The following is a 19,840-nucleotide window of genomic DNA, read 5'->3' as shown; positions in this document are numbered from 1 at the left end:
GCTCGGCGGAACCAACTCCGCCGGAGCGACGCCGCACTTGCCGACCGCGCGTTCCGGGCGGGCCGGCGCTCCGGACGCCACCTGACGCCCGGAGCGCCGCACACGAGGGCACCACGTCAGGTACCGGCCCCGCGCGCAGCGCTCCGCGCTCGGCTCGTCCGTCCTCCACGCACACCGTTCACCTTCGGAACGAAGGTTCAGGCGCCTTACTGGCCACCCTTTTGAACGAAGGACCGCACGAAGTCCTCGGCGTTCTCCTCGAGTACGTCGTCGATCTCGTCCAGAACCGAGTCCACGTCGTCGCTCAGCTTCTCCTGACGCTCCTTGAGGTCCTCGGAACCCTGCGCGTCCTGCGCCTGCTCCTCGACCTCCTCGGTGGACCGGGTGGCCTTCTGCTGTCCGCCGCCGGTGTCCTTGGTCGCCATATCCCTCACCCCGCTCGGTTCGCCCGACACAGTTGCTCGGTCAAGATCAGACCCTACTCGCCGGGTCTGACAACGGCCCCGCAGTTGCTCCAACGTACGGGGGCCACCTCGATGATTCCCGGACCAGGGGTTTTCCACCCTGTCCGGCCGGTTCCCGACGAGTACCCGCTCAACGCGGTCACCCGCCCGACAGGACCCTGACCAGGTCTTCCGCGGTGCGGCAGCGGTCCAGGAGCTCCTTGACGTGATTACGCGTTCCGCGAAGCGGTTCCAGGGTTGGGACGCGCTGCAGCGAGTCCCGGCCCGGCAGGTCGAAGATCACCGAGTCCCAGGAGGCCGCCGCGACGTCGTCGGCGTACTGCTCCAGGCAGCGGCCGCGGAAGTAGGCGCGGGTGTCCTCCGGCGGCACCGTACGGGCCCGCTCGACGTCCGCGTCGGTCAGCAGCCGCTTCATGCGCCCGCGGGCCACCAGACGGTTGTACAGGCCCTTCTCGGGCCGAACGTCGGCGTACTGGAGGTCGACCAGGTGCAGCCGCGCCGCGTCCCAGTCGAGGCTGTCCCGGCGCCGGTAGCCCTCCATGAGCTCCCGCTTGGCGACCCAGTCCAGCTCACCGGCCAGACTCATCGGGTCGTGCTCCAGACGGGTGAGGGTGTCCTCCCAGCGGGACAGGACGTCCTTGGTCTGGTCGTCGGCGTCGGCCCCGAACCGCTCCTCCACGTACTTGCGCGCCAGCTCGTAGTACTCCATCTGCAACTGGACCGCCGTGAGCGTACGGCCGCTGCGGAGCGTGACCAGTCGCTTCAGGGAGGGGTCGTGCGAGACCTGGTGGAGCGTGCGGACGGGCTGGTCGACGGCCAGGTCGACGGCGATGAAACCGTCCTCGATCATCGACAGCACCAGCGACGTCGTGCCCAGCTTGAGATAGGTCGAGATCTCCGACAGGTTCGCGTCGCCGATGATCACATGCAGGCGCCGGTACTTCTCGGCGTCCGCGTGCGGCTCGTCGCGGGTGTTGATGATCGGGCGCTTGAGCGTCGTCTCGAGGCCGACCTCGACCTCGAAGTAATCGGCTCGCTGGCTGAGCTGGAAGCCGTGCTCGTGCCCGTCCTGGCCGATGCCGACGCGACCCGCTCCGGCGAAGACCTGACGGGAGACGAAGAACGGCGTCAGGTGGCGCACGATGTCCGAGAAGGCGGTCTCCCGCTTCATCAGGTAGTTCTCGTGCGTGCCGTAGGACGCGCCCTTGTTGTCGGTGTTGTTCTTGTACAGGTGGATCGGCTGGGCACCGGGCAGCTGAGCGGCCCGTTCCGCGGCCTCGGCCATGATCAGCTCGCCGGCCTTGTCCCAGAGCACGGCGTCCCGGGGATTGGTCACCTCGGGGGAGCTGTACTCGGGGTGTGCGTGGTCGACGTAGAGCCGTGCACCGTTGGTGAGGATCACGTTGGCCAGACCGATGTCCTCGTCGGTGAGCTGGCTGGAGTCGGCGGCCTCGCGGGCGAGGTCGAAGCCTCGCGCGTCCCGCAGCGGATTCTCCTCCTCGAAGTCCCAGCGGGCCCGGCGGGCCCGGTGCATCGCCGCCGCGTAGGCGTTCACGATCTGGGACGAGGTGAGCATGGCATTGGCGTTGGGGTGGCCGGGGACGGAGATCCCGTACTCCGTCTCGATGCCCATTACTCGCCGTACGGTCATGCGGCCCTCCTTGCCCGGCGGCGCCCTCGGTCGTGGGCGCCACTCAGATACCGCTGGCGCTCGGTTGCGTGTGCGGTGCCCGTCCCCGCACTGCGCGACTCGGCGGTACGCAAGAGCCTAGAACGCCTTTGCGCTGGTGGGGAGATCATTTGCGTCATTGCGTTGCTCCAGCCGTGGCCTGAAAAACAGTCGGCTGCGGGTACCCGCCGAGGGCACCCGCAGCCGCCCTGCCTTTTACAGGTACTGACCGGTGTTCGCCACCGTGTCGATGGAGCGTCCGGTGTCCGCGCCCTGCTTTCCGGTGATGAGCGTACGGATGTACACGATCCGTTCGCCCTTCTTTCCGGAGATTCGGGCCCAGTCGTCCGGGTTGGTGGTGTTCGGCAGGTCCTCGTTCTCCTTAAACTCGTCCACGCAGGCCTGGAGGAGGTGGGAGACGCGGAGGCCCTTCTGGTTCTTCTCGAGGAAGTCCTTGATCGCCATCTTCTTGGCGCGGCCGACGATGTTCTCGATCATGGCGCCGGAGTTGAAGTCCTTGAAGTAGAGGACTTCCTTGTCACCGTTGGCGTACGTGACCTCCAGGAAGCGGTTCTCCTCGGATTCGGTGTACATGTGTTCCACCGCTGTCTGGATCATGCTCTGGACGGTGGTGGCCTTGCTGCCGCCGTGCTCACCGAGGTCGTCGGCGTGCAGCGGGAGGCGCTCGGTGAGGTACTTGCCGAAGATGTCCTTCGCGGCCTCGGCGTCGGGACGCTCGATCTTGATTTTCACGTCCAGGCGGCCGGGCCGCAGGATGGCGGGGTCGATCATGTCCTCGCGGTTGGAGGCACCGATCACGACCACGTTCTGCAGGCCCTCCACACCGTCGATCTCGGCGAGCAGCTGCGGGACGATGGTGTTCTCCACGTCCGAGCTGACACCGGAGCCACGGGTGCGGAACAGGGACTCCATCTCGTCGAAGAAGACGATGACGGGGGTGCCCTCGCTGGCCTTCTCGCGTGCGCGCTGGAAGACCAGGCGGATCTGCCGCTCGGTCTCGCCGACGTACTTGTTCAGGAGCTCGGGGCCCTTGATGTTGAGGAAGAAGCTCTTGCCGGCGGCCTGGCCGGTGACCTCGGCGACCTTCTTGGCCAGCGAGTTGGCGACGGCCTTGGCGATGAGCGTCTTGCCGCATCCGGGAGGACCGTAGAGCAGGACGCCCTTGGGCGGGCGCAGCTCGTGCTCCTTGAACAGGTCGGGGTAGAGGTACGGCAGCTCGACCGCGTCGCGGATGGCCTCGATCTGGCCGCCGAGACCGCCGATCTGCTCGTAGCCGATGTCGGGGACCTCTTCGAGGACGAGTTCCTCGACCTCGCTCTTCGGCACGACCTCGTAGACGTACCCGGAGCGGGGTTCGAGCAGGAGGGCGTCGCCGGGGCGGATGGTGACGTCCAGCAGCGGCTCGGCGAGCCGTACCACCCGCTCCTCGTCGGTGTGTCCGAGCACCAGGGCCCGCTCGCCGTCCTCGAGGATCTCCTTGAGGGTGACGATGTCACCGACGCGCTCGAACTCCATGGCCTCGACCACGTTGAGCGCTTCGTTGAGCATTACTTCCTGGCCGCGCCGGAGCTCCTCGAGCTCGACGCTGGGGCTGACGTTCACCCTGAGCTTGCGGCCGCCGGTGAAGATGTCGGCGGTGCCGTCCTCGTTGGCCGTCAGGAAGACACCGAAGCCGGCCGGCGGCTGTGCGAGCCGGTCGACTTCCTCCTTGAGGGCCACGATCTGGTCACGGGCCTCACGGAGCGTGTTGGCGAGTCGCTCGTTCTGCGCGGACACGCCGGCCAGATTGGTCTGCAGCTCGACGATCCGCTCTTCGAGAATCCTCGTGTGTCGCGGAGAGTCGGCGAGCTTGCGTCGCAGGACGGCGATCTCCTGCTCAAGGTAGGCGATCTGCCCGGCCGGGTCGTCGGACCCGCGTCCCGGGCGGATGCCGCGGTTCATGTCGTCGTCGTGGGCTGCCACGGTCCTCACCTCCTCCAAGGGGAGCTGGACGCTTCCAGACCCTACCTGGGCGGGTGTCGATTGAAACCCCTAGATCACAAAGACGGTCGGGGTGTGTCCGATCTTCACCCTTGCGCTCTCCCTCACGCCAGGGGAATACCCAGCGAACATGATTGGAACCCAGCCGGGGGTAGGGTCGAACTGTTCAACACCCGCCGGAGCTGGCCGGATTCCCGATGCGGCTCGGCGGAGAAACGGCAGGAGAGATGAGCGTGCAGCAGGTGGCCGGGGCCGACGGCGAGGAGCTGGAGGTCTGGATCGACCAGGACCTGTGTACCGGCGACGGCATCTGCGCCCAGTACGCGCCCGAGGTGTTCGAGCTGGACATCGACGGTCTGGCCTATGTGAAGAGCGCCGACGACGAGTTGCTCCAGGACAAGGGTGCGACAACGCCCGTTCCGCTGCCGCTCCTCACGGACGTGATCGACTCCGCGAAGGAGTGTCCGGGCGAGTGCATCCACGTACGTCGGGTTTCGGACAGGGCCGAGGTCTACGGACCGGACACGGAGTGACCACTTCTCTACGTTCCGTGACTACTGTCTGATATCTCACACGCGCCGGCCCACACGTCTCAGACGCTGCGGGCTCCGGCCGACGTCGAGCGGACGAACGAGCCGTTCTGCCAACGCCATTTCGCGTCGCTCTTCTCGTCGGGGCAGCAACGCGGCACATCGGCCGACGAGTAGCCGAGGAGCGTGGCCGTGACGGCGCCGTCGCGGACGGCGAAGTCGGTGACGGTGGTGCCGTCCTCGGGGTCGAGCAGGGTGGCCACGATCCGCGGTTTGCCGCCGTCGGTGCCGTGCGTGAGGACGTACACGCCGTCCGGCGGGGTGCCCATCGGGGAGTCGCAGTGGACCACGGCCACCGTCTCGGGCCTGCCGTCGCCGTCGAGGTCCCCGGAAGCCCGCTTCGTCACCACGGCCTTCACCGGGCCGCACTCGACGGGGAACGTCACCGCGGTCGGGTCGGGCGGAGTCATGTGCGCCGGAGCGCTCTTGGTCTCGGGGGCGGCCGGCTGAGCCGCCGTCGCCGCGCCGGGCTGCAGGACCGAGGAGAAGGCCACCACGCCCGCGACGGCCGTCGCGGTGGCGAGCCAGTGGATGGGGCGGGTGTGGGTGTGGGCGAGCTCCGGGACGGCGGAAGACTGCACTAGGAGTGTCTCCTGAGGCTGTGCCGGTGGGGTGGCCAGCATGGTGCCACACGTCACACCGAGAGGGAACGGCGGGGTGTGCACGACCTGTGCCGGGGAAGGCAGAAGGGTTACGGCTCCTGCCGCTGTGTCAGCGGGGCCGTGCGGGCACGGCCCCTGCCACGGCGCCACAGGGGCGGTTGCGGGCTTCGCGGCAGGTCAACGGCGTCCGTGAGGGTTCACCCGGGGCGGCAACGGAAAGGCGCCGCGGCGGAGTTCCGGTACGGATCCGGGAACTGCGCCACGGCGCCTGTGCGTTGGATGCGGTGTCGGACCGGCTCAGCGGGCGGTGCCGCCGTCGGCGTTGGGGCCGGCGTAGTCCTCACCGTAGGCACCCTTGGCGGGACGGCGGCGGCGCATGGGCGGCTCGACGCCGTCGGCGAGGCGGCGGGCGGTGAGCAGGAAGCCGGTGTGGCCGATCATCCGGTGGTCCGGGCGGACGGCCAGGCCCTCGATGTGCCAGTTGCGGATCATCGACTCCCAGGCGCTCGGCTCGTTGAAGCAGCCGATCTCCCGGATGGACTCGACGGTCCGGGCGAGCTGGGTGGTGGTCGCCACGTAGCAGCACAGGATGCCGCCGGGGACGAGCGCCTTGGAGACGGCCTCCAGGCACTCCCAGGGGGCGAGCATGTCGAGGATGACGCGGTCGACGTCGGCGTCGGACAGGTTGTCCTGGAGGTCGCCGACGGTGAGCTGCCAGGCGGGGTGCGGGCCGCCGAAGTAGCGCTCCACGTTGGCCTGGGCGATCTCGGCGAAGTCCGCACGGCGCTCATAGCTGTGCAGCATGCCCTCGTCGCCGATGGCCCGCAGCAGGAAGCTGCTGAGCGAGCCGGAGCCGACGCCCGCCTCCACGACGCGCGCGCCGGGGAAGATGTCGGCGAAGGCGAGGATCTGCCCCGCGTCCTTGGGGTAGACCACGGCGGCGCCGCGGGGCATGGACAGGACGTAGTCGGGGAGCAGGGGGCGCAGCGCGAGGTAGGCGACGTTCCCCGTGGTGCGGACAACGCTGCCCTCGGGAGCGCCGATCAGCTCGTCGTGCGGGAAGGAACCCTTGTGGGTGTGGAAGTTCTTCCCGGCCTCGAGCGTGAACGTGTAGTGGCGGCCCTTGGGGTCGGTCAGCTGAACCTGGTCCCCGACCTTGAAGGGCCCGCGCCTGCGGGCGGCACCGGTCGGTTCGGACATGTGACCAGCCTACCGGCCCCGGAGAGGGCCACCGACCACCAGGGCGACAGGCCCTAGAGGGTGTCCGCAAAGTCCCGCCTGCCCCGCCGACGCCCGGCACGCACTCTCGCCGCACCGGGCGAACACCCGAGTACAACCAGTACGCGGGTGCCCGGCCCGGCACGCCGAGAGCACGCACCGAACGCCGCGGGCCCCGCCCTCCGGGCGAACGACGCGACTTTGCGGACACCCCCTAGGACGGCCTCGCCATCGCCTTGACGAAGGCGCGCTCCACGTCGGCCGCCGACAGGACGCCGTAGATCTCGCCGGTCTCCTCCACGACCAGGTACTCGGTGGCCGGGGTGGCGCGCAGGGCGTCCAGGAGTTCCTCTCCCGACAGTTCCGCCGAGACGCGCATGCCGTCGGTGAGGTCCTGGGCTAGACCGCTGACGGCGACCCAGGGGCGGCGGTGCTCGGGCACGCCGACGATGGCGGCCTCGCGGACGAGGGAGAGGGGCTTGCCGTCGGCGTCGACGACGACCAGGGCGCGGGCTCCGGCGGCGTTGGCGCGGCGCAGGGCCTCCGAGAGCGGGGTGTCGGTCTCGACGGGGACCGCGCGGCGGGTGAGCGTGCGGGCGCGCAGCTCGGGGAGGTGCTCGCGCAGGCGGGCCATGCGCAGGCTGTTGCCGGCGCCGGTCCAGATGATCGCGGCGAGGATGGCGGCGAGCAGGGCGTCGAGGACGGTGTCCATGCCGACGTTGTCGACGGCGTCGGTGCCGAGGGCACCGGACTGGGTCAGCAGGGGCAGTCCGATGAGGACGGAGACGGCGAGGGCGCGGCCGACCCAGGCGGCGGCGATGGTGCCCGTCATCGGCTTGCCGGTGAGCTTCCAGACGACGGCGCGGAGCATGCGGCCGCCGTCGAGGGGCAGGCCGGGCAGGAGGTTGAACGCGGCCACGATGAGGTTGGAGATCATCAGGCCCGCGAGCAGGACGCCCGGGACGGTGCCCGGTTCCACGGTCTGCACGGCGGCGTAGAAGACACCGGCGAGGACGAGGGAGAGCAGGGGCCCGACGAAGGCCAGCACGAACTCCCGGCCGGGTGTCTCGGCCTCCTTCTCGATCTCGGAGACGCCGCCGAAGAACTGGAGCTGGATGCGGCGGACCGGGAGCTTGAAGCGGAGGGCGGCGACCGTGTGGGCCAGTTCGTGGACGAGTACGGAGGCGTAGAAGGCGACCGCGAAGAACAGGGAGACCAGGTAGCGGGCGGCACCGAGCTCGGGCAGTACGCGCTCCAGCTGGCCGCCGAACACCCAGGTGATCAGCGCGGCGACGAGGAACCAGCTCGGCGCGACGTACACGGGCACCCCGAAGGGCCGCCCCATGAGCAGTCCGCCGCGGGGCTCGGGCCGCTGAGGGGCGGGGCCCTTGCCGTCGGCGGAGTGGGCGAGGGGGCGGTCGCCGGGGGCGGAGGGCTCGGCGTGGTGGCCCGGGTGGTCCGCCTCGGGCCGGCCGGTGGCAGGGGCCGAGTGGGGGCCGCTGGCGTAGGCGCGGTCGGGGTGCGTGTCGCTCTCCGTGGGGCGGCCTCGGTCGTGCTCGCCCTGGGCGGGCGCCGGGTGCGGGCCGTCGGCGTGGGCGTCGGCGGCCTGCCCGTCACCCGCGGGTGACGGGGGCGGGCCGGCGGGCTCCTCGCGGGCGGCGTCCGGAGTCCGCGGGTCGGGCGAACCGCCGGCGGCGGAGTCCGGGGCCGGTGCCGCGTGGTCCTCGGGGGCCTCGGCGGTCCCCTCCGGCGCGGTCGGGTCCGATTCCGGCGTGTGAGCTTCCGGGGTGGGCTGCTCAGGTGTGAAACGCCGCTCGTCCGTGGGCTGTTCGTCGGCGGGGGTCGGGTCGGCGGCCCGGGCCGGAGCCCCCGCGTGGCGCTCGGCCGACTCGTCGTTGCCGGACTGCGGCCGCCCGCGCCCGCCGCTCTCGTCCACCGGTGTCCCCTCGATCGAAGCGTCTCCCGCGCCTGCCGGACGGGAGGGTCTCGAGTCGATGGTATGCGTCCGTCGAGGCGCGTTCCGCCCCGGCACCCCCGGTGTTTCCCGTACCTCCCCTCCTCTCACGGCTTCTGACGTCGCGCGGGGCGCGACCGCGGCTGGGTCACTGTCAGTGGCGGGCCGTATGGTCTGGGGCATGGAGACGAGCACCGAGGGCGCGGCGCAGCCCGACAGCAGCCCGGCCGCGGCGGTGGATCCGCCGGTACCGGCCGGGCCCGCGACGACAGCAGTGGAGACGGCCGCCCCGAGCGGGCCCACCGCCATAGCGCCCGCCTCGCTGTCCCCCTCGCGTGCCAGTGACTTCATGCAGTGCCCGCTGCTCTACCGCTTCCGGGTCATCGACCGGCTGCCGGAGAAGCCGAGCGAGGCGGCGACCCGGGGCACCCTCGTGCACGCGGTTCTGGAGCGGCTCTTCGACGCCCCGGCCGCCGAGCGCACGGTGCCCCGGGCGAAGTCGCTGATCCCCGGCCAGTGGGACCGGCTGCGCGAGACGCGGCCGGAGGTCGTGGAGCTGTTCGCGGATGATCCGCAGGGCGAGCGGCTGGCGCGCTGGCTGGGCGAGGCGGAGCAGCTCGTCGAGCGCTGGTTCACCCTGGAGGACCCCAGCCGGCTGGAGCCGGCCGAGCGGGAGCTGTTCGTCGAGGCCGAGCTGGAGTCGGGGCTGCGGCTGCGCGGCATCATCGACCGGGTCGACGTGGCTCCCACGGGCGAGGTCCGGATCGTCGACTACAAGACGGGAAAGGCCCCCAGGCCCGAGTACTCCGAGGGCGCGCTGTTCCAGATGAAGTTCTACGCCCTGGTGGTGTGGCGGCTGAAGAACGTGATCCCCCGGCGGCTCCAGCTGGTCTACCTCGGTAGCGGCCAGGTGCTGACGTACGACCCGGTCCTCGCGGATCTCGAGCGGGTCGAGCGCAAGCTGCTGGCGCTGTGGGAGGCGATCCGGCTGGCCACCGAGACGGGTGACTGGCGGCCGCGCCCCACCAAGCTGTGCGGCTGGTGCGACCACCAGGCCCACTGTCCGGAGTTCGGCGGCACTCCTCCGCCGTACCCCCTCGCGGTGCGCGCGGCAGAGCTGCCGGTGCAACCGGCGGCCGGTGAGGGCGGCTGAGTCCGGCGGACCCGCGCAGGGCAGAATGGGGCCGGACTAGCGAAGGAGACTTACGTGGCCATCCGCGTCCTACTGGTCGACGACCAGCCGCTGCTCCGTACCGGCTTCCGGATGATCCTGGAGGCCGAGCAGGACATCGCTGTCGTCGGGGAGGCCGGTGACGGACTGCAGGCACTCGACCAGGTGCGTGCGCTACAGCCCGATGTGGTTCTGATGGACATCCGCATGCCGCGGATGGACGGTGTGGAGGCGACCCGGCAGATCACCGGGCCCGGGCGGGACGGCCCGGCGAAGGTGCTGGTGCTGACCACCTTCGACCTCGACGAGTACGTGGTGGAGGCGCTGCGCGCCGGTGCCAGCGGGTTCCTGCTCAAAGACGCGCCCGCCAACGAGCTGGTGCAGGCCATCCGGGTCGTGGCCGCCGGTGAGGCGATGCTCGCGCCGAGCATCACGCGCCGGCTGCTCGACAAGTACGCCACCCATCTGCCGTCGGGTGACGAGCCGGTGCCGGACACACTGCACACGCTCACCGACCGCGAGGTCGAGGTGCTGAAGCTGGTGGCGCGCGGGCTGTCCAACGCCGAGATCGCCGCCGACCTGTTCGTCAGCGAGACGACCGTCAAGACGCACGTCGGGCACGTGCTGACCAAGCTGGGCCTGCGCGACCGTGTGCAGGCCGCGGTGTATGCCTACGAGAGCGGGCTGGTGCGCCCCGGCGCGCAGTAGCGGCCGGCGAGCCGATACGCGAGAGGGCGCCCCCCGCCGGAGCAGGGGGCGCCCTTCTTCACACCTGTGGGTCGGCACACCTGTGCGTCAGGCGTCCTTGCTGAGCTCCCAGAAGCGGAACACCGTCGAGGCGTCGAGGCAGTACTCCAGGCCGTAGACGCCGTCGCGGACGACCGCGTACTGCTTGGCCTGCCACACCGGCAGGACGGGGAGTTCGTCGGCGACGATGTCCTGGAGTTCCCCGAACTCCTTGTCCGTGGCGGCCCGGTTGGTCAGGGCGGCGGTGCGCGGGATGAGCGAACCGGTGATCGTGCCGTTGTCGTAGTTGTTGCTCAGCACGTTGCCCTTGCCGAAGAAGGGGGCCGTGAAGTTGTCGGCGTCCGGGTAGTCCGGCACCCAGCCCTTCACGTAGACGCCGTACTTGCCGGCGGCGATGTCCTTCTCGTACTGGCCGAAGGGGACGGACTTGACGTCGGCGTCGAACAGGCCGCTGGCGTTGAGCTGCCCGGCGATGGCGTTCAGCTCCTGGTCGGTCGCGGGGCCGTAGCGGGACGGGGTCGACCAGAGGGTCAGCTTCACCTTGCCGGTGATGCCGTCCTCGCGCAGCGCGGCCTGGGCCTTGGACCTGGAGGGCCGGGCGCCGTAGGTGTCGAAGAAGGCCGTGTTGTGGCCCGCGATGCCGGCCGGGATGATCGAGTACAGCGGGGTCGCGGTGCCCTGGTAGACGTCCTTGATGAGGGCCTCGCGGTCGAGCAGGTGGGCGATGGCCTTGCGGACGCCGAGCTTTCCGGCGACCGGGTCGTCCATGTTGAACACCAGGTGCTGGACCTCGGCGCTGCTGCCCTCGACGACCTCGACGCCACTGCCGTCGTCGGCCTTCTCGGTGTCCGCGATGTCGCCGGCGGTGAGACCGCGGTAGGCGATGTCGATGTCGCCGTTCTGGATGGCCTGCTTCAGCGCCGTCTGGTCGCCGTCGAAGAACTTGAGCGTCACGCCGGTGTTGTTCACCTCGGCGGTGCCCTTGTAGTTCTCGTTGACGGAGAAGACCGCCTGTCCGTCGTCGAACGAGTCGAGCTGGTAGGGGCCGGAGCCGACCGCCTCGCCGTCCTTGCGGAGCCCGTCCGCGTCGTACTGGCTGTGGTCGACGATGGAGCCGGCGCCGGAGGCGATCTTGCTCGGGAAGGTGGCGTCGGCCGTGTTGAGGCGGAAGACGACCGTCTTCTCGTCCGGCGTCTCGACCTTCTCCAGCATCGGGAACATGATCGCGGGCCCGTCGGGGTCGTTGATCTTCAGCATGCGGTCGAAGGAGAACTTGACGTCCTTCGAGGTGAGTTCGTCACCGTTGCTGAACTTGAGGCCGTCCTTCAGCGTGCACTTGTAGACCGTGGTCTGCGTGTCGGTGAAGGCACAGCTCTCGGCGGCCTCCGGCTGCGGTTCCGTGGCGCCCTTGGGGAAGCTCATCAGGGACTGGAAGACGTTGTTGAACAACAGCCAGGAGCCGGGGTCGTAGCCGGAGGCCGGGTCCGTGGCCAGGACGTCGTCGGACATCCCCACCACCACGTTGGCACTGTCCCCCGCGGAGTCTCCGCTCTCCGTGCCACAGCCGGTCAGCAGTCCGGAGGCGAGCCCCGCCACGATGGGCAGGACCGGCCACTGGTTGCGTATGTTCACGTGTGTGCCTTGTCGTCGGTTCTCGAGAACACCCGGAGCGTGTCCCTGGCTCCGGGGCACGGCTCCCCGGGGCCGCGGTCACAGGCCCCGGGGATCCAGCGGGTCCGTCAGCCGCTCACGCCCCGCCCGAGCTCCCACAGCTGGAGCGTCGAGGCGGAGTTGAGCGCGTACGCGGTACCCGTGATGTCGTCGCGCGCGGCGACGTACTGCTTGCCCTGCCACAGCGGCAGCACCGGCACGTCACCGGCGACGATGTCCTGAATGTCCGTCAGGCTGGAGGAGGCGGACAGCCGGTCCGCCTCACGGCGGGACTCGGGGATCAGGGTGTCGCGGATCTGCTTGTTGTCGTACGGCGAGCCGAGGGTGTTGTCCGCGTCGAGGAACGGCGCGAGGAAGTTGTCGGCGTCCGGGAAGTCCGGGAACCAGCCCATGCCGTAGACGTCGTACTCGCCCTTCTTCTCGGCCGGGCGGAACGTGTCCCAGGGGGTGCCCTTGATGCCGACCTCGAACAGGCCGCTGGAGTTCAGCTGGTCGCGCAGGACCTCGAACTCCTTCTTGGTGGCCGGGCCGTAGTGGTCGGTCGTGTAGTGCAGCGTCAGCTTCACCGGGGTGGTGATGTTCGCCTGGTTGAGCAGGGAACGGGCCTTGGTGATGTTCGGCTCGCCGTACTTGTTGAAGAACGAGTTGGAGTGGCCGGTGACGCTGGCCGGGACCAGCGAGTACAGCGGCTCGGCCTGGGAGCCGTAGACCTTGGAGACCAGCGCGCTGCGGTTGACGACCTGGGCCATCGCCTGGCGCACGGCCTTGGACTTCACCGTCGGGGCGTCGGTGTTGAAGCCCAGGTAGCGGATTTCGAGGCCGGGCATCTCGACGAGGTCGACGCCGGTGTCCGCGTCGCCCGAGAGCTTGCGGATCTGATCCGGCGACATGGTTCGGGTCATCAGGTCGATGTCGCCCTTGTCCAGCGCCTTGCCCATGGCGTCGGCGTCCTTGAACGAGATCATGTCGACCTTGTCGTTGTTCACCTCCAGGGCCCCCTTGTAGTCGGGGTTCTTGGTGAACTCGGCCTTGACCAGCTCGCCGTTCTCGACATCGGCCTTGAGGGTGTACGGGCCGGAGCCCTCCAGGTCAAAGCCGTCGCGCAGCTTGTTCTTCGGGTAGTCGTCGGGGTCGACGATGCCGGCGACCGGGGTCGACAGCTTGTACGGGAAGGTCGCGTCGGCGGTCTTGAGGTGGAAGATGACCTCGCGGTCGCCCTGCGTCTCGACGGTGTCGATGGTGGACAGCAGGGCGAACACACCGCTGTCGGCCTTGAGGGAGCGGGCGCGGTCGATGGAGTACTTCACGTCGGCCGCGGTGACGGCGTCGCCGCCTGCGAACTTCAGGCCGTCGCGCAGGGTGCAGGCGTAGCGCTCGTTGCCGGTGTCGGTGAAGCCGCATCGCTCGGCGGCCTCGGGCACGGGTTCGCCCTCGCCACGCGGCTGGATCATCAGGGTCTGCACGGTCTGGCGCAGGATGTTCCAGGTGCCGACGTCGTAGGCGTACGCCGGGTCGAGGGGCGCGGGGGCGTCCTTCGAGGCGGTGAACCGGTCCGTGGTGCCGACGACGATCGCGCCGCTGTCGCCGCTCCCGCTGTCGGACCCGCCGCAGGCGGCGAGCACCGGCGCGAGCAGGCCGATCACGGCCGGCAGCACCAAAGTCTTGCGGTTCATGCTCGAGTTTCTCCAGAGCTGTCGACTCCGTGTACCCGGCATGCAGGGGTGGCGCAGCGGATCACGGGGGTGGGGCGATGTTCTCGCGACGAGATTAGTCGGGGCCGGCAGGAAGGTTCGCAGCCACCGGAGTTGAGCACCCATCACGCTGCGGAACCGGGTGCGGACAGACCGAAAACCCGACAGCGGAAGCTTTGGTACAGCGTTCCATCAATCGGGACACAAGGGCACGCCTGCGGCCCCCCGGAGGGGGTGCGCAGCACATGCCCGATCCCCTGTCGACCCCGGGTCGCGTGGGGAACGTCACACGCGTAAACGGGTTCAGAGGTACGGGAATTCGCTCATCCGGAGGGGTTCGAATTCGTCTTCGGAATTGTCGCTCTATCGCCGCTGCACGCTGGGTGAACGCCTAGCGCATTTCCGTCATCAGCCCGTGCAGAAATGTCAGGTCGACCTCTTCCAGGGAGGTGACGACCGTACGGCGGAGGGCCGGGGCGATGGGGGCCACGGACGGCACGGCGACGACCCGGCAGCCCGCGGCCTCGGCGGCGGCGACCCCGGTGGCGGTGTCCTCGATGACGGCGCACCGGGCCGGGTCCGCACCGAGGCCGGAGGCGGCCGCCAGGTACGGATCGGGGTGGGGCTTGGTGCGTGGGACCTCGTCACCGGCCACCGTGAGGGCGAAGTGGTGCGCGCCCAGCGAGGTCAGCACCCGGTCGATGATGCGCCGGTGCGAGGCGGAGACCAGGGCCGTGGGGATCTCGTACTCGTACAGCTCGGCCAGCAGTCGCCCCGCGCCCGGCATCAGCGGCAGGGCGCGGTCGATACGGGCCTCGAAGCCGTCGTTCAGGAGCACCGTGAGTTCGTCGAGGGTGATGTCGGCACCGGTGGCCTCGATGAGGAAGCCCGCGCTGCGGGTCATGGGGCCGCCGACCACGACATGGCGCCAGGACTCGTCGAGCGTGTGGCCGAGGGAGGCGAAGACCTCGACCTCGACGTCCCACCAGAAGCCCTCCGTGTCCACCAGGGTGCCGTCCATGTCGAGCAGCACGGCTTGCAGAGCTGAACCTTCGGCCGTAAGGGTGCCGAGCGCGGGGACCGTACTGGTCATCCACGTACCTCCTTGAGGGACGTTCAGGCCGGTTCCCAGGAGGGAACCGGCCTGCGGTGGACCGACCAGTCTACGTCGTGCGCGGACGAAACGCTTCTTTTGGCCCGGGCGCCCGGGAGGGGCTCAGCGGGCGTTGAAGTACTTCGCCTCCGGGTGGTGGATCACGATGGCGTCCGTGGACTGCTCGGGGTGCAGCTGGAACTCCTCGGACAGCTGGACGCCGATCCGCTCCGGCTGGAGCAGGTCGGCGATCTTGGCCCGGTCCTCCAGGTTGGGGCAGGCGCCGTAGCCGAGGGAGAAGCGGGCGCCGCGGTACTTCAGCTCGAACATGCCCTGCATGCCGTCCGGGTCCTCGCCGGCGAAGCCGAGTTCGGAACGCACGCGCGCGTGCCAGTACTCGGCGAGCGCCTCGGCCAACTGCACGGACAGCCCGTGCAGTTCGAGGTAGTCGCGGTAGGCGTTGGCCTCGAAGAGCCGTGCGGTCCGCTCACCGATGCGCGAGCCGACGGTGACGACCTGGAGGCCGACGACGTCGATCTCGCCGGACTCCTCCGGGCGGAAGAAGTCGGCCAGGCACAGGCGCCGGCCCCGGCGCTGGCGCGGGAAGGTGAAGCGGGTGCGCTCGTTGCCCTGCTCGTCCAGGATGATCAGGTCGTCGTCCTTGGAGACGCACGGGAAGTAGCCGTAGACCACGGCCGCCTCCAGCAGGTTCTCCGTCTGGAGCCGGTCCAGCAGGCCGCGCAGCCGGGGCCGGCCCTCGCTCTCGACGAGCTCCTCGTACGAGGGACCCTCGCCGGTGCGGGCCTGCTTCAGGCCCCATTGGCCCTTGAACAGGGCGCCCTCGTCGAGCCAGCTCGCGTACTCCTTGAGCTGGATGCCCTTGATCACGCGGGTGCCGCGGAAGGGCGGCTCGGGGACGGGGTTGTCGGTGGCGACGTCGGAGCGGACGTGCCCCTCCTCGGGGCGCTCCTCCACGGCGGCCGGGGCGGTGGCCCGGACCCGGCGCTGCTTGAGCTCGGGCAGCTTCGCGCCGGGCACGCCCCGCTTGACGCCGATGAGGGCGTCCATCAGCCGCAGGCCCTCGAAGGCGTCGCGGGCGTAGCGGACCTCGCCCTCGTAGATCTCGTGCAGGTCCTGCTCGACGTAGGCCCGGGTGAGGGCGGCGCCGCCGAGGATGACCGGGAAGTTCGCCGCCAGGCCGCGCTGGTTCAGCTCCTCCAGGTTCTCCTTCATGATCACGGTGGACTTGACCAGGAGACCGGACATGCCGATGACGTCGGCCTTGTGCTCCTCGGCGGCGTCCAGGATCGCGGAGACCGGCTGCTTGATGCCCAGGTTGACGACGTTGTAGCCGTTGTTGGACAGGATGATGTCGACGAGGTTCTTTCCGATGTCGTGCACGTCGCCGCGGACGGTGGCGAGCACGATGGTGCCCTTGCCGGCCTCGTCGGTCTTCTCCATGTGCGGTTCGAGGTGGGCGACGGCCGTCTTCATGACCTCGGCGGACTGGAGGACGAACGGCAGCTGCATCTGGCCGGAGCCGAACAGTTCGCCGACGACCTTCATGCCGTCCAGGAGGGTCTCGTTGACGATGTCGAGCGCGGGCCGCTCCTGGAGGGCCTCGTCGAGGTCGCTCTCGAGGCCGTTCTTCTCGCCGTCGATGATGCGCCGCTTCAGGCGTTCGTCCAGCGGCAGGGCGGCCAGTTCCTCGGCCTTGCCGGCCTTGAGGGACTTGGCGGTGGCGCCCTCGAACAGCTGCATGAGCTTCTGGAGCGGGTCGTAGCCCTCGGCGCGGCGGTCGTGGATGAGGTCCAGGGCGGTCTGGACCTCCTCCTCGCTGAAGCGGGCGATCGGCAGGATCTTCGACGCGTGCACGATCGCCGAGTCCAGGCCCGCCTTGACGCACTCGTCGAGGAAGACGGAGTTCAGCAGGATGCGCGCGGCCGGGTTGAGGCCGAAGGAGATGTTGGACAGGCCGAGCGTGGTCTGCACCTTCGGGTGGCGCCGCTTCAGCTCGCGGATGCCCTCGATGGTGGCGATGCCGTCCTTGCGGGACTCCTCCTGGCCGGTGCAGATGGTGAAGGTCAGGCAGTCGACGAGGATGTCCTCCTCGTGGATGCCCCAGTTGCCGGTCAGGTCGTCGATGAGCCGTTCGGCGATCTCGACCTTCTTCTCGGCGGTGCGGGCCTGGCCCTCCTCGTCGATGGTCAGCGCGATGAGGGCGGCGCCGTGCTCCTTGGCGAGGGCGGTGACCTGGGCGAAGCGGGACTCGGGGCCGTCGCCGTCCTCGTAGTTCACCGAGTTGATCACCGCGCGGCCGCCGAGCTTCTCCAGGCCGGCCCGGATGACGTCGACCTCGGTGGAGTCCAGCACGATCGGCAGCGTGGAGGCGGTGGCGAAGCGGCCGGCCAGCTCCTCCATGTCGGCGACACCGTCGCGGCCGACGTAGTCCACGCACAGGTCGAGCATGTGCGCGCCCTCGCGGATCTGGTCGCGGGCCATCTCCACGCAGTCGTCCCAGCGGCCCTCCAGCATGGCCTCGCGGAACTTCTTGGAGCCGTTGGCGTTGGTGCGCTCGCCGATGGCCAGGTAGGAGGTGTCCTGCCGGAACGGCACCGACTGGTAGAGGGAGGCGGCGCCCGGCTCGGGCTGCGGGTCGCGCTCGGTCGGGGTGACGTCCCGGACCCGCTCGACCAACTGGCGCAGGTGCTCGGGGGTGGTGCCGCAGCAGCCGCCGACGAGGGAGAGGCCGTAGTCCCGGACGAAGTTCTGCTGGGCGTCGGCCAGGCCCTCGGGGTCGAGCGGGAAGTGCGCGCCGTCCTTGGTGAGGATCGGCAGGCCGGCGTTCGGCATGCACAGCAGCGGGATGCGCGAGTGGCGCGTCAGGTAGCGCAGGTGCTCGCTCATCTCGGCCGGGCCGGTGGAGCAGTTCAGGCCGATCATGTCGATGCCGAGGGGCTCCAGCGCGGTCAGCGCCGCGCCGATCTCGGAACCGAGCAGCATGGTGCCGGTGGTCTCGAAGGCCATCGAGCACAGCAGGGGCACCTCGACGCCGACGGCCTCCATGGCCCGGCGGGCGCCCAGGACGGAGGCCTTCGTCTGGAGCAGGTCCTGTGTGGTCTCCACGAGCAGCGCGTCCGCGCCGCCGGCGAGAAGACCCTCGGCGTTGGCCTGGTAGCCGTCGCGGATGGTGGCATAGCCGACGTGGCCGAGCGTGGGCAGCTTGGTGCCGGGTCCGACCGAGCCGAGCACCCAGCGCGGGCGGCCGTCCCGGGCGGCGTACTCGTCGGCCACCTCGCGGGCGATCCGGGCGCCCGCCTCGGACAGCTCGTGCACCCGGTCGGAGATCTCGTACTCTGCGGCGGCGGTGTGGTTGGCACCGAACGTGTTGGTCTCCACGCAGTCCACGCCCACCGCGAAGTAGGCGTCGTGGACCGAACGGACGATGTCCGGCCGGGTCAGGTTGAGGATCTCGTTGCAGCCCTCGAGATTCTCGAAGTCCTCGAGCGTGGGGTCCTGCGCCTGGAGCATGGTGCCCATGGCTCCGTCGGCCACGACCACGCGGGTGGCCAGGGCTTCTCGGAGCGCGGACACACGGGCCCGGCTGTCTGCGGAAGGGGTCGGCGGCAACGAGGCCATGAAAAGGGCTCCCTCGGGTGCGACGGCTGTCGGCTTTGCGGTTCCCGGACAGCCGGAGGGCATCCGGGAAGGGCGCACCGCGCCAGCGTAACCGGGAGTGGGCTTGGATGGGCAGCGCGTCCACGGGGCGGACTCCGGCGGGGCCCGGGTCGGCCGCCGGGCGGCGCATCGGTCGCCGGCCACGCAACAAATGGCTGCCTGGCATTAGCGAGAGGTCGGCATCGACCGGTAGTGTTCGACATTGCCGAACGAGGGCTGTGGTGCCGCTTGTCGGCGGTCGAAGGGGACGGAGGCAGTACGGCGATGGCACGGAACATCCAGTCGCTCGAGCGGGCGGCCGCGATGCTGCGGCTGCTGGCCGGCGGCGAGCGGCGGCTCGGCCTGTCCGACATCGCCTCGTCGCTGGGCCTGGCCAAAGGCACCGCCCACGGCATCCTGCGCACCCTCCAGCAGGAGGGCTTCGTGGAGCAGGACGACGCCTCCGGGCGCTACCAGCTGGGCGCGGAGCTGCTGCGCCTGGGCACCACCTACCTCGATGTGCACGAGCTGCGGGCGCGCGCCCTGGTGTGGACCGACGATCTGGCCCGCTCCAGCGGCGAGAGCGTCTACCTGGGCGTTCTGCACCAGCAGGGCGTGCTGATCGTGCACCACGTCTTCCGGCCCGACGACAGCCGGCAGGTGCTGGAGATCGGGGCCATGCAGCCGCTGCACTCCACGGCCCTGGGCAAGGTGCTGTCCGCCTACGACCCGGTGGCCCACAGCGAGGCCCTGGAGGCCGACCGCAAGGCGTTCACGGACCGGACCGTGTGCGAGCCGGAGGGCTTCGAGCACATCCTCGACGTCACGCGCGCGCGGGGGTACGCGGCGGACGTGGAGGAGACCTGGGAGGGCGTCGCCTCCCTGGCCGCCCCCATCCACGACCGGCGGCGCATGCCGGTCGGCTCGGTGGGCATCACCGGCGCCGTGGAGCGGCTGTGCCGGGAAGGCGAGCTGCGGCCCGAGCTGATCGCGGCGGTGCGGGACTGCGCCCGCGCGGTCTCGCGGGACCTGGGCGCCGGGCGGTTCTGACGGCACACGAGCGGACCGGGACGCCGGACGGCGTTCCGGTCCTCGGCATGTCCGCGCTCACCCGCGTCAAAGATCCATGAACCCGCGGCGATCAGTAACGATCGTATTTTCGACAACAGAGCCCTTGACGTGCTCGTAACCCCGAAGCAAGACTCCCGTCCATCGGTCGACATTGTCGAACAGCTACCGGCAATACGCGCTAGAGTGTGACAACGCCAGGCCGGTATCGAACTTCCCTGGACGTAGGACAAAGGAGTCGCGG

General features: G+C 69.9%; 14 protein-coding genes. 4 read left to right on the top strand and 10 right to left on the bottom strand.

Annotated features, from left to right (window positions below; genetic code table 11):
- Window positions 1–206: 206 nt before the first annotated feature.
- From ACIRDU_RS32035 to arc, 3 genes are all read right to left on the bottom strand, one after another.
- Entirely contained in the window at window positions 207–425 is a 219-nt protein-coding gene (locus ACIRDU_RS32035) for a ubiquitin-like protein Pup (protein ID WP_031108679.1), read from the bottom strand.
- A gap of 178 nt (window positions 426–603) precedes the next feature.
- Complete coding sequence (dop, locus tag ACIRDU_RS32030; RefSeq protein WP_403586036.1) at window positions 604–2,115, bottom strand: depupylase/deamidase Dop; 1,512 nt, start codon at window positions 2,113–2,115, stop codon at window positions 604–606.
- A 234-nt stretch (window positions 2,116–2,349) separates the two neighbouring features.
- Window positions 2,350–4,116 carry a proteasome ATPase gene (gene arc / locus ACIRDU_RS32025; RefSeq protein WP_403586033.1) on the bottom strand — a complete coding sequence of 589 codons (1,767 nt, stop codon included), beginning with the start codon at window positions 4,114–4,116 and terminating at the stop codon, window positions 2,350–2,352.
- Window positions 4,117–4,361: 245 nt separating this feature from the next.
- Between arc and ACIRDU_RS32020 the strand changes: the two genes are divergently transcribed.
- Window positions 4,362–4,667 (top strand): ferredoxin, encoded by a 306-nt coding sequence (locus ACIRDU_RS32020; RefSeq protein WP_403586031.1) that lies wholly within the window; start codon window positions 4,362–4,364, stop codon window positions 4,665–4,667.
- A gap of 59 nt (window positions 4,668–4,726) precedes the next feature.
- Here ACIRDU_RS32020 and ACIRDU_RS32015 read toward each other — a convergent pair whose 3' ends face one another.
- The 3 genes from ACIRDU_RS32015 to ACIRDU_RS32005 form a co-directional block, all read right to left on the bottom strand.
- On the bottom strand, window positions 4,727–5,305 hold the full coding sequence (locus ACIRDU_RS32015) for a hypothetical protein (protein WP_403586029.1): 579 nt from the start codon (window positions 5,303–5,305) through the stop codon (window positions 4,727–4,729).
- Between the two features lie 318 nt (window positions 5,306–5,623).
- Entirely contained in the window at window positions 5,624–6,526 is a 903-nt protein-coding gene (locus ACIRDU_RS32010) for a tRNA (adenine-N1)-methyltransferase (protein ID WP_403586026.1), read from the bottom strand.
- Window positions 6,527–6,758: 232 nt separating this feature from the next.
- Window positions 6,759–8,480 carry a site-2 protease family protein gene (locus tag ACIRDU_RS32005; protein ID WP_403586024.1) on the bottom strand — a complete coding sequence of 574 codons (1,722 nt, stop codon included), beginning with the start codon at window positions 8,478–8,480 and terminating at the stop codon, window positions 6,759–6,761.
- Window positions 8,481–8,679: 199 nt separating this feature from the next.
- Here ACIRDU_RS32005 and ACIRDU_RS32000 point away from each other — a divergent pair, with 199 nt between their 5' ends.
- Together ACIRDU_RS32000 and ACIRDU_RS31995 are read left to right on the top strand one after the other, a co-directional pair.
- On the top strand, window positions 8,680–9,651 hold the full coding sequence (locus ACIRDU_RS32000; protein ID WP_403586021.1) for a RecB family exonuclease: 972 nt from the start codon (window positions 8,680–8,682) through the stop codon (window positions 9,649–9,651).
- Window positions 9,652–9,705: 54 nt separating this feature from the next.
- Complete coding sequence (locus tag ACIRDU_RS31995; RefSeq protein ID WP_020141342.1) at window positions 9,706–10,377, top strand: response regulator transcription factor; 672 nt, start codon at window positions 9,706–9,708, stop codon at window positions 10,375–10,377.
- Window positions 10,378–10,464: 87 nt separating this feature from the next.
- Here ACIRDU_RS31995 and ACIRDU_RS31990 read toward each other — a convergent pair whose 3' ends face one another.
- The 4 genes from ACIRDU_RS31990 to metH form a co-directional block, all read right to left on the bottom strand.
- A complete protein-coding gene (locus ACIRDU_RS31990) occupies window positions 10,465–12,048 on the bottom strand; it encodes an ABC transporter substrate-binding protein (RefSeq protein ID WP_403586018.1) in 1,584 nt (527 codons plus the stop codon).
- A 107-nt stretch (window positions 12,049–12,155) separates the two neighbouring features.
- The gene (locus tag ACIRDU_RS31985; RefSeq protein ID WP_403586016.1) at window positions 12,156–13,760 is read right to left on the bottom strand and encodes an ABC transporter substrate-binding protein; all 1,605 of its coding nucleotides are present in this window, start codon (window positions 13,758–13,760) and stop codon (window positions 12,156–12,158) included.
- Between the two features lie 409 nt (window positions 13,761–14,169).
- Window positions 14,170–14,871, bottom strand: coding sequence for an HAD family hydrolase (locus ACIRDU_RS31980; protein ID WP_403586014.1), 702 nt, complete (start codon window positions 14,869–14,871; stop codon window positions 14,170–14,172).
- A gap of 123 nt (window positions 14,872–14,994) precedes the next feature.
- Window positions 14,995–18,510, bottom strand: a complete 3,516-nt coding sequence (gene metH, locus ACIRDU_RS31975; RefSeq protein WP_403586012.1) for a methionine synthase — start codon at window positions 18,508–18,510, stop codon at window positions 14,995–14,997.
- Window positions 18,511–18,813: 303 nt separating this feature from the next.
- Between metH and ACIRDU_RS31970 the strand changes: the two genes are divergently transcribed.
- On the top strand, window positions 18,814–19,578 hold the full coding sequence (locus tag ACIRDU_RS31970) for an IclR family transcriptional regulator (RefSeq protein ID WP_403586010.1): 765 nt from the start codon (window positions 18,814–18,816) through the stop codon (window positions 19,576–19,578).
- Window positions 19,579–19,840 lie beyond the last annotated feature (262 nt).

The sequence above is a fragment of the Streptomyces sp. NPDC093598 genome (assembly GCF_044764825.1).
In the GTDB taxonomy this organism is placed as follows: Bacteria; Actinomycetota; Actinomycetes; order Streptomycetales; family Streptomycetaceae; genus Streptomyces.
This window is presented reverse-complemented; position numbering and strand designations above follow the sequence as displayed.

What these genes read in the sequence shown, in the direction of transcription:
- ACIRDU_RS31970 (WP_403586010.1), top strand. Translation starts at nt 18,814, where the DNA reads ATGGCACGGAACATCCAGTCGCTCGAGCGGGCGGCCGCGATGCTGCGG.
- ACIRDU_RS32035 (WP_031108679.1), bottom strand. Translation starts at nt 425, where the DNA reads ATGGCGACCAAGGACACCGGCGGCGGACAGCAGAAGGCCACCCGGTCC.
- dop (WP_403586036.1), bottom strand. Translation starts at nt 2,115, where the DNA reads ATGACCGTACGGCGAGTAATGGGCATCGAGACGGAGTACGGGATCTCC.
- ACIRDU_RS32010 (WP_403586026.1), bottom strand. Translation starts at nt 6,526, where the DNA reads ATGTCCGAACCGACCGGTGCCGCCCGCAGGCGCGGGCCCTTCAAGGTC.
- ACIRDU_RS32000 (WP_403586021.1), top strand. Translation starts at nt 8,680, where the DNA reads ATGGAGACGAGCACCGAGGGCGCGGCGCAGCCCGACAGCAGCCCGGCC.
- ACIRDU_RS31980 (WP_403586014.1), bottom strand. Translation starts at nt 14,871, where the DNA reads ATGACCAGTACGGTCCCCGCGCTCGGCACCCTTACGGCCGAAGGTTCA.
- ACIRDU_RS32020 (WP_403586031.1), top strand. Translation starts at nt 4,362, where the DNA reads ATGAGCGTGCAGCAGGTGGCCGGGGCCGACGGCGAGGAGCTGGAGGTC.
- ACIRDU_RS31985 (WP_403586016.1), bottom strand. Translation starts at nt 13,760, where the DNA reads ATGAACCGCAAGACTTTGGTGCTGCCGGCCGTGATCGGCCTGCTCGCG.
- metH (WP_403586012.1), bottom strand. Translation starts at nt 18,510, where the DNA reads ATGGCCTCGTTGCCGCCGACCCCTTCCGCAGACAGCCGGGCCCGTGTG.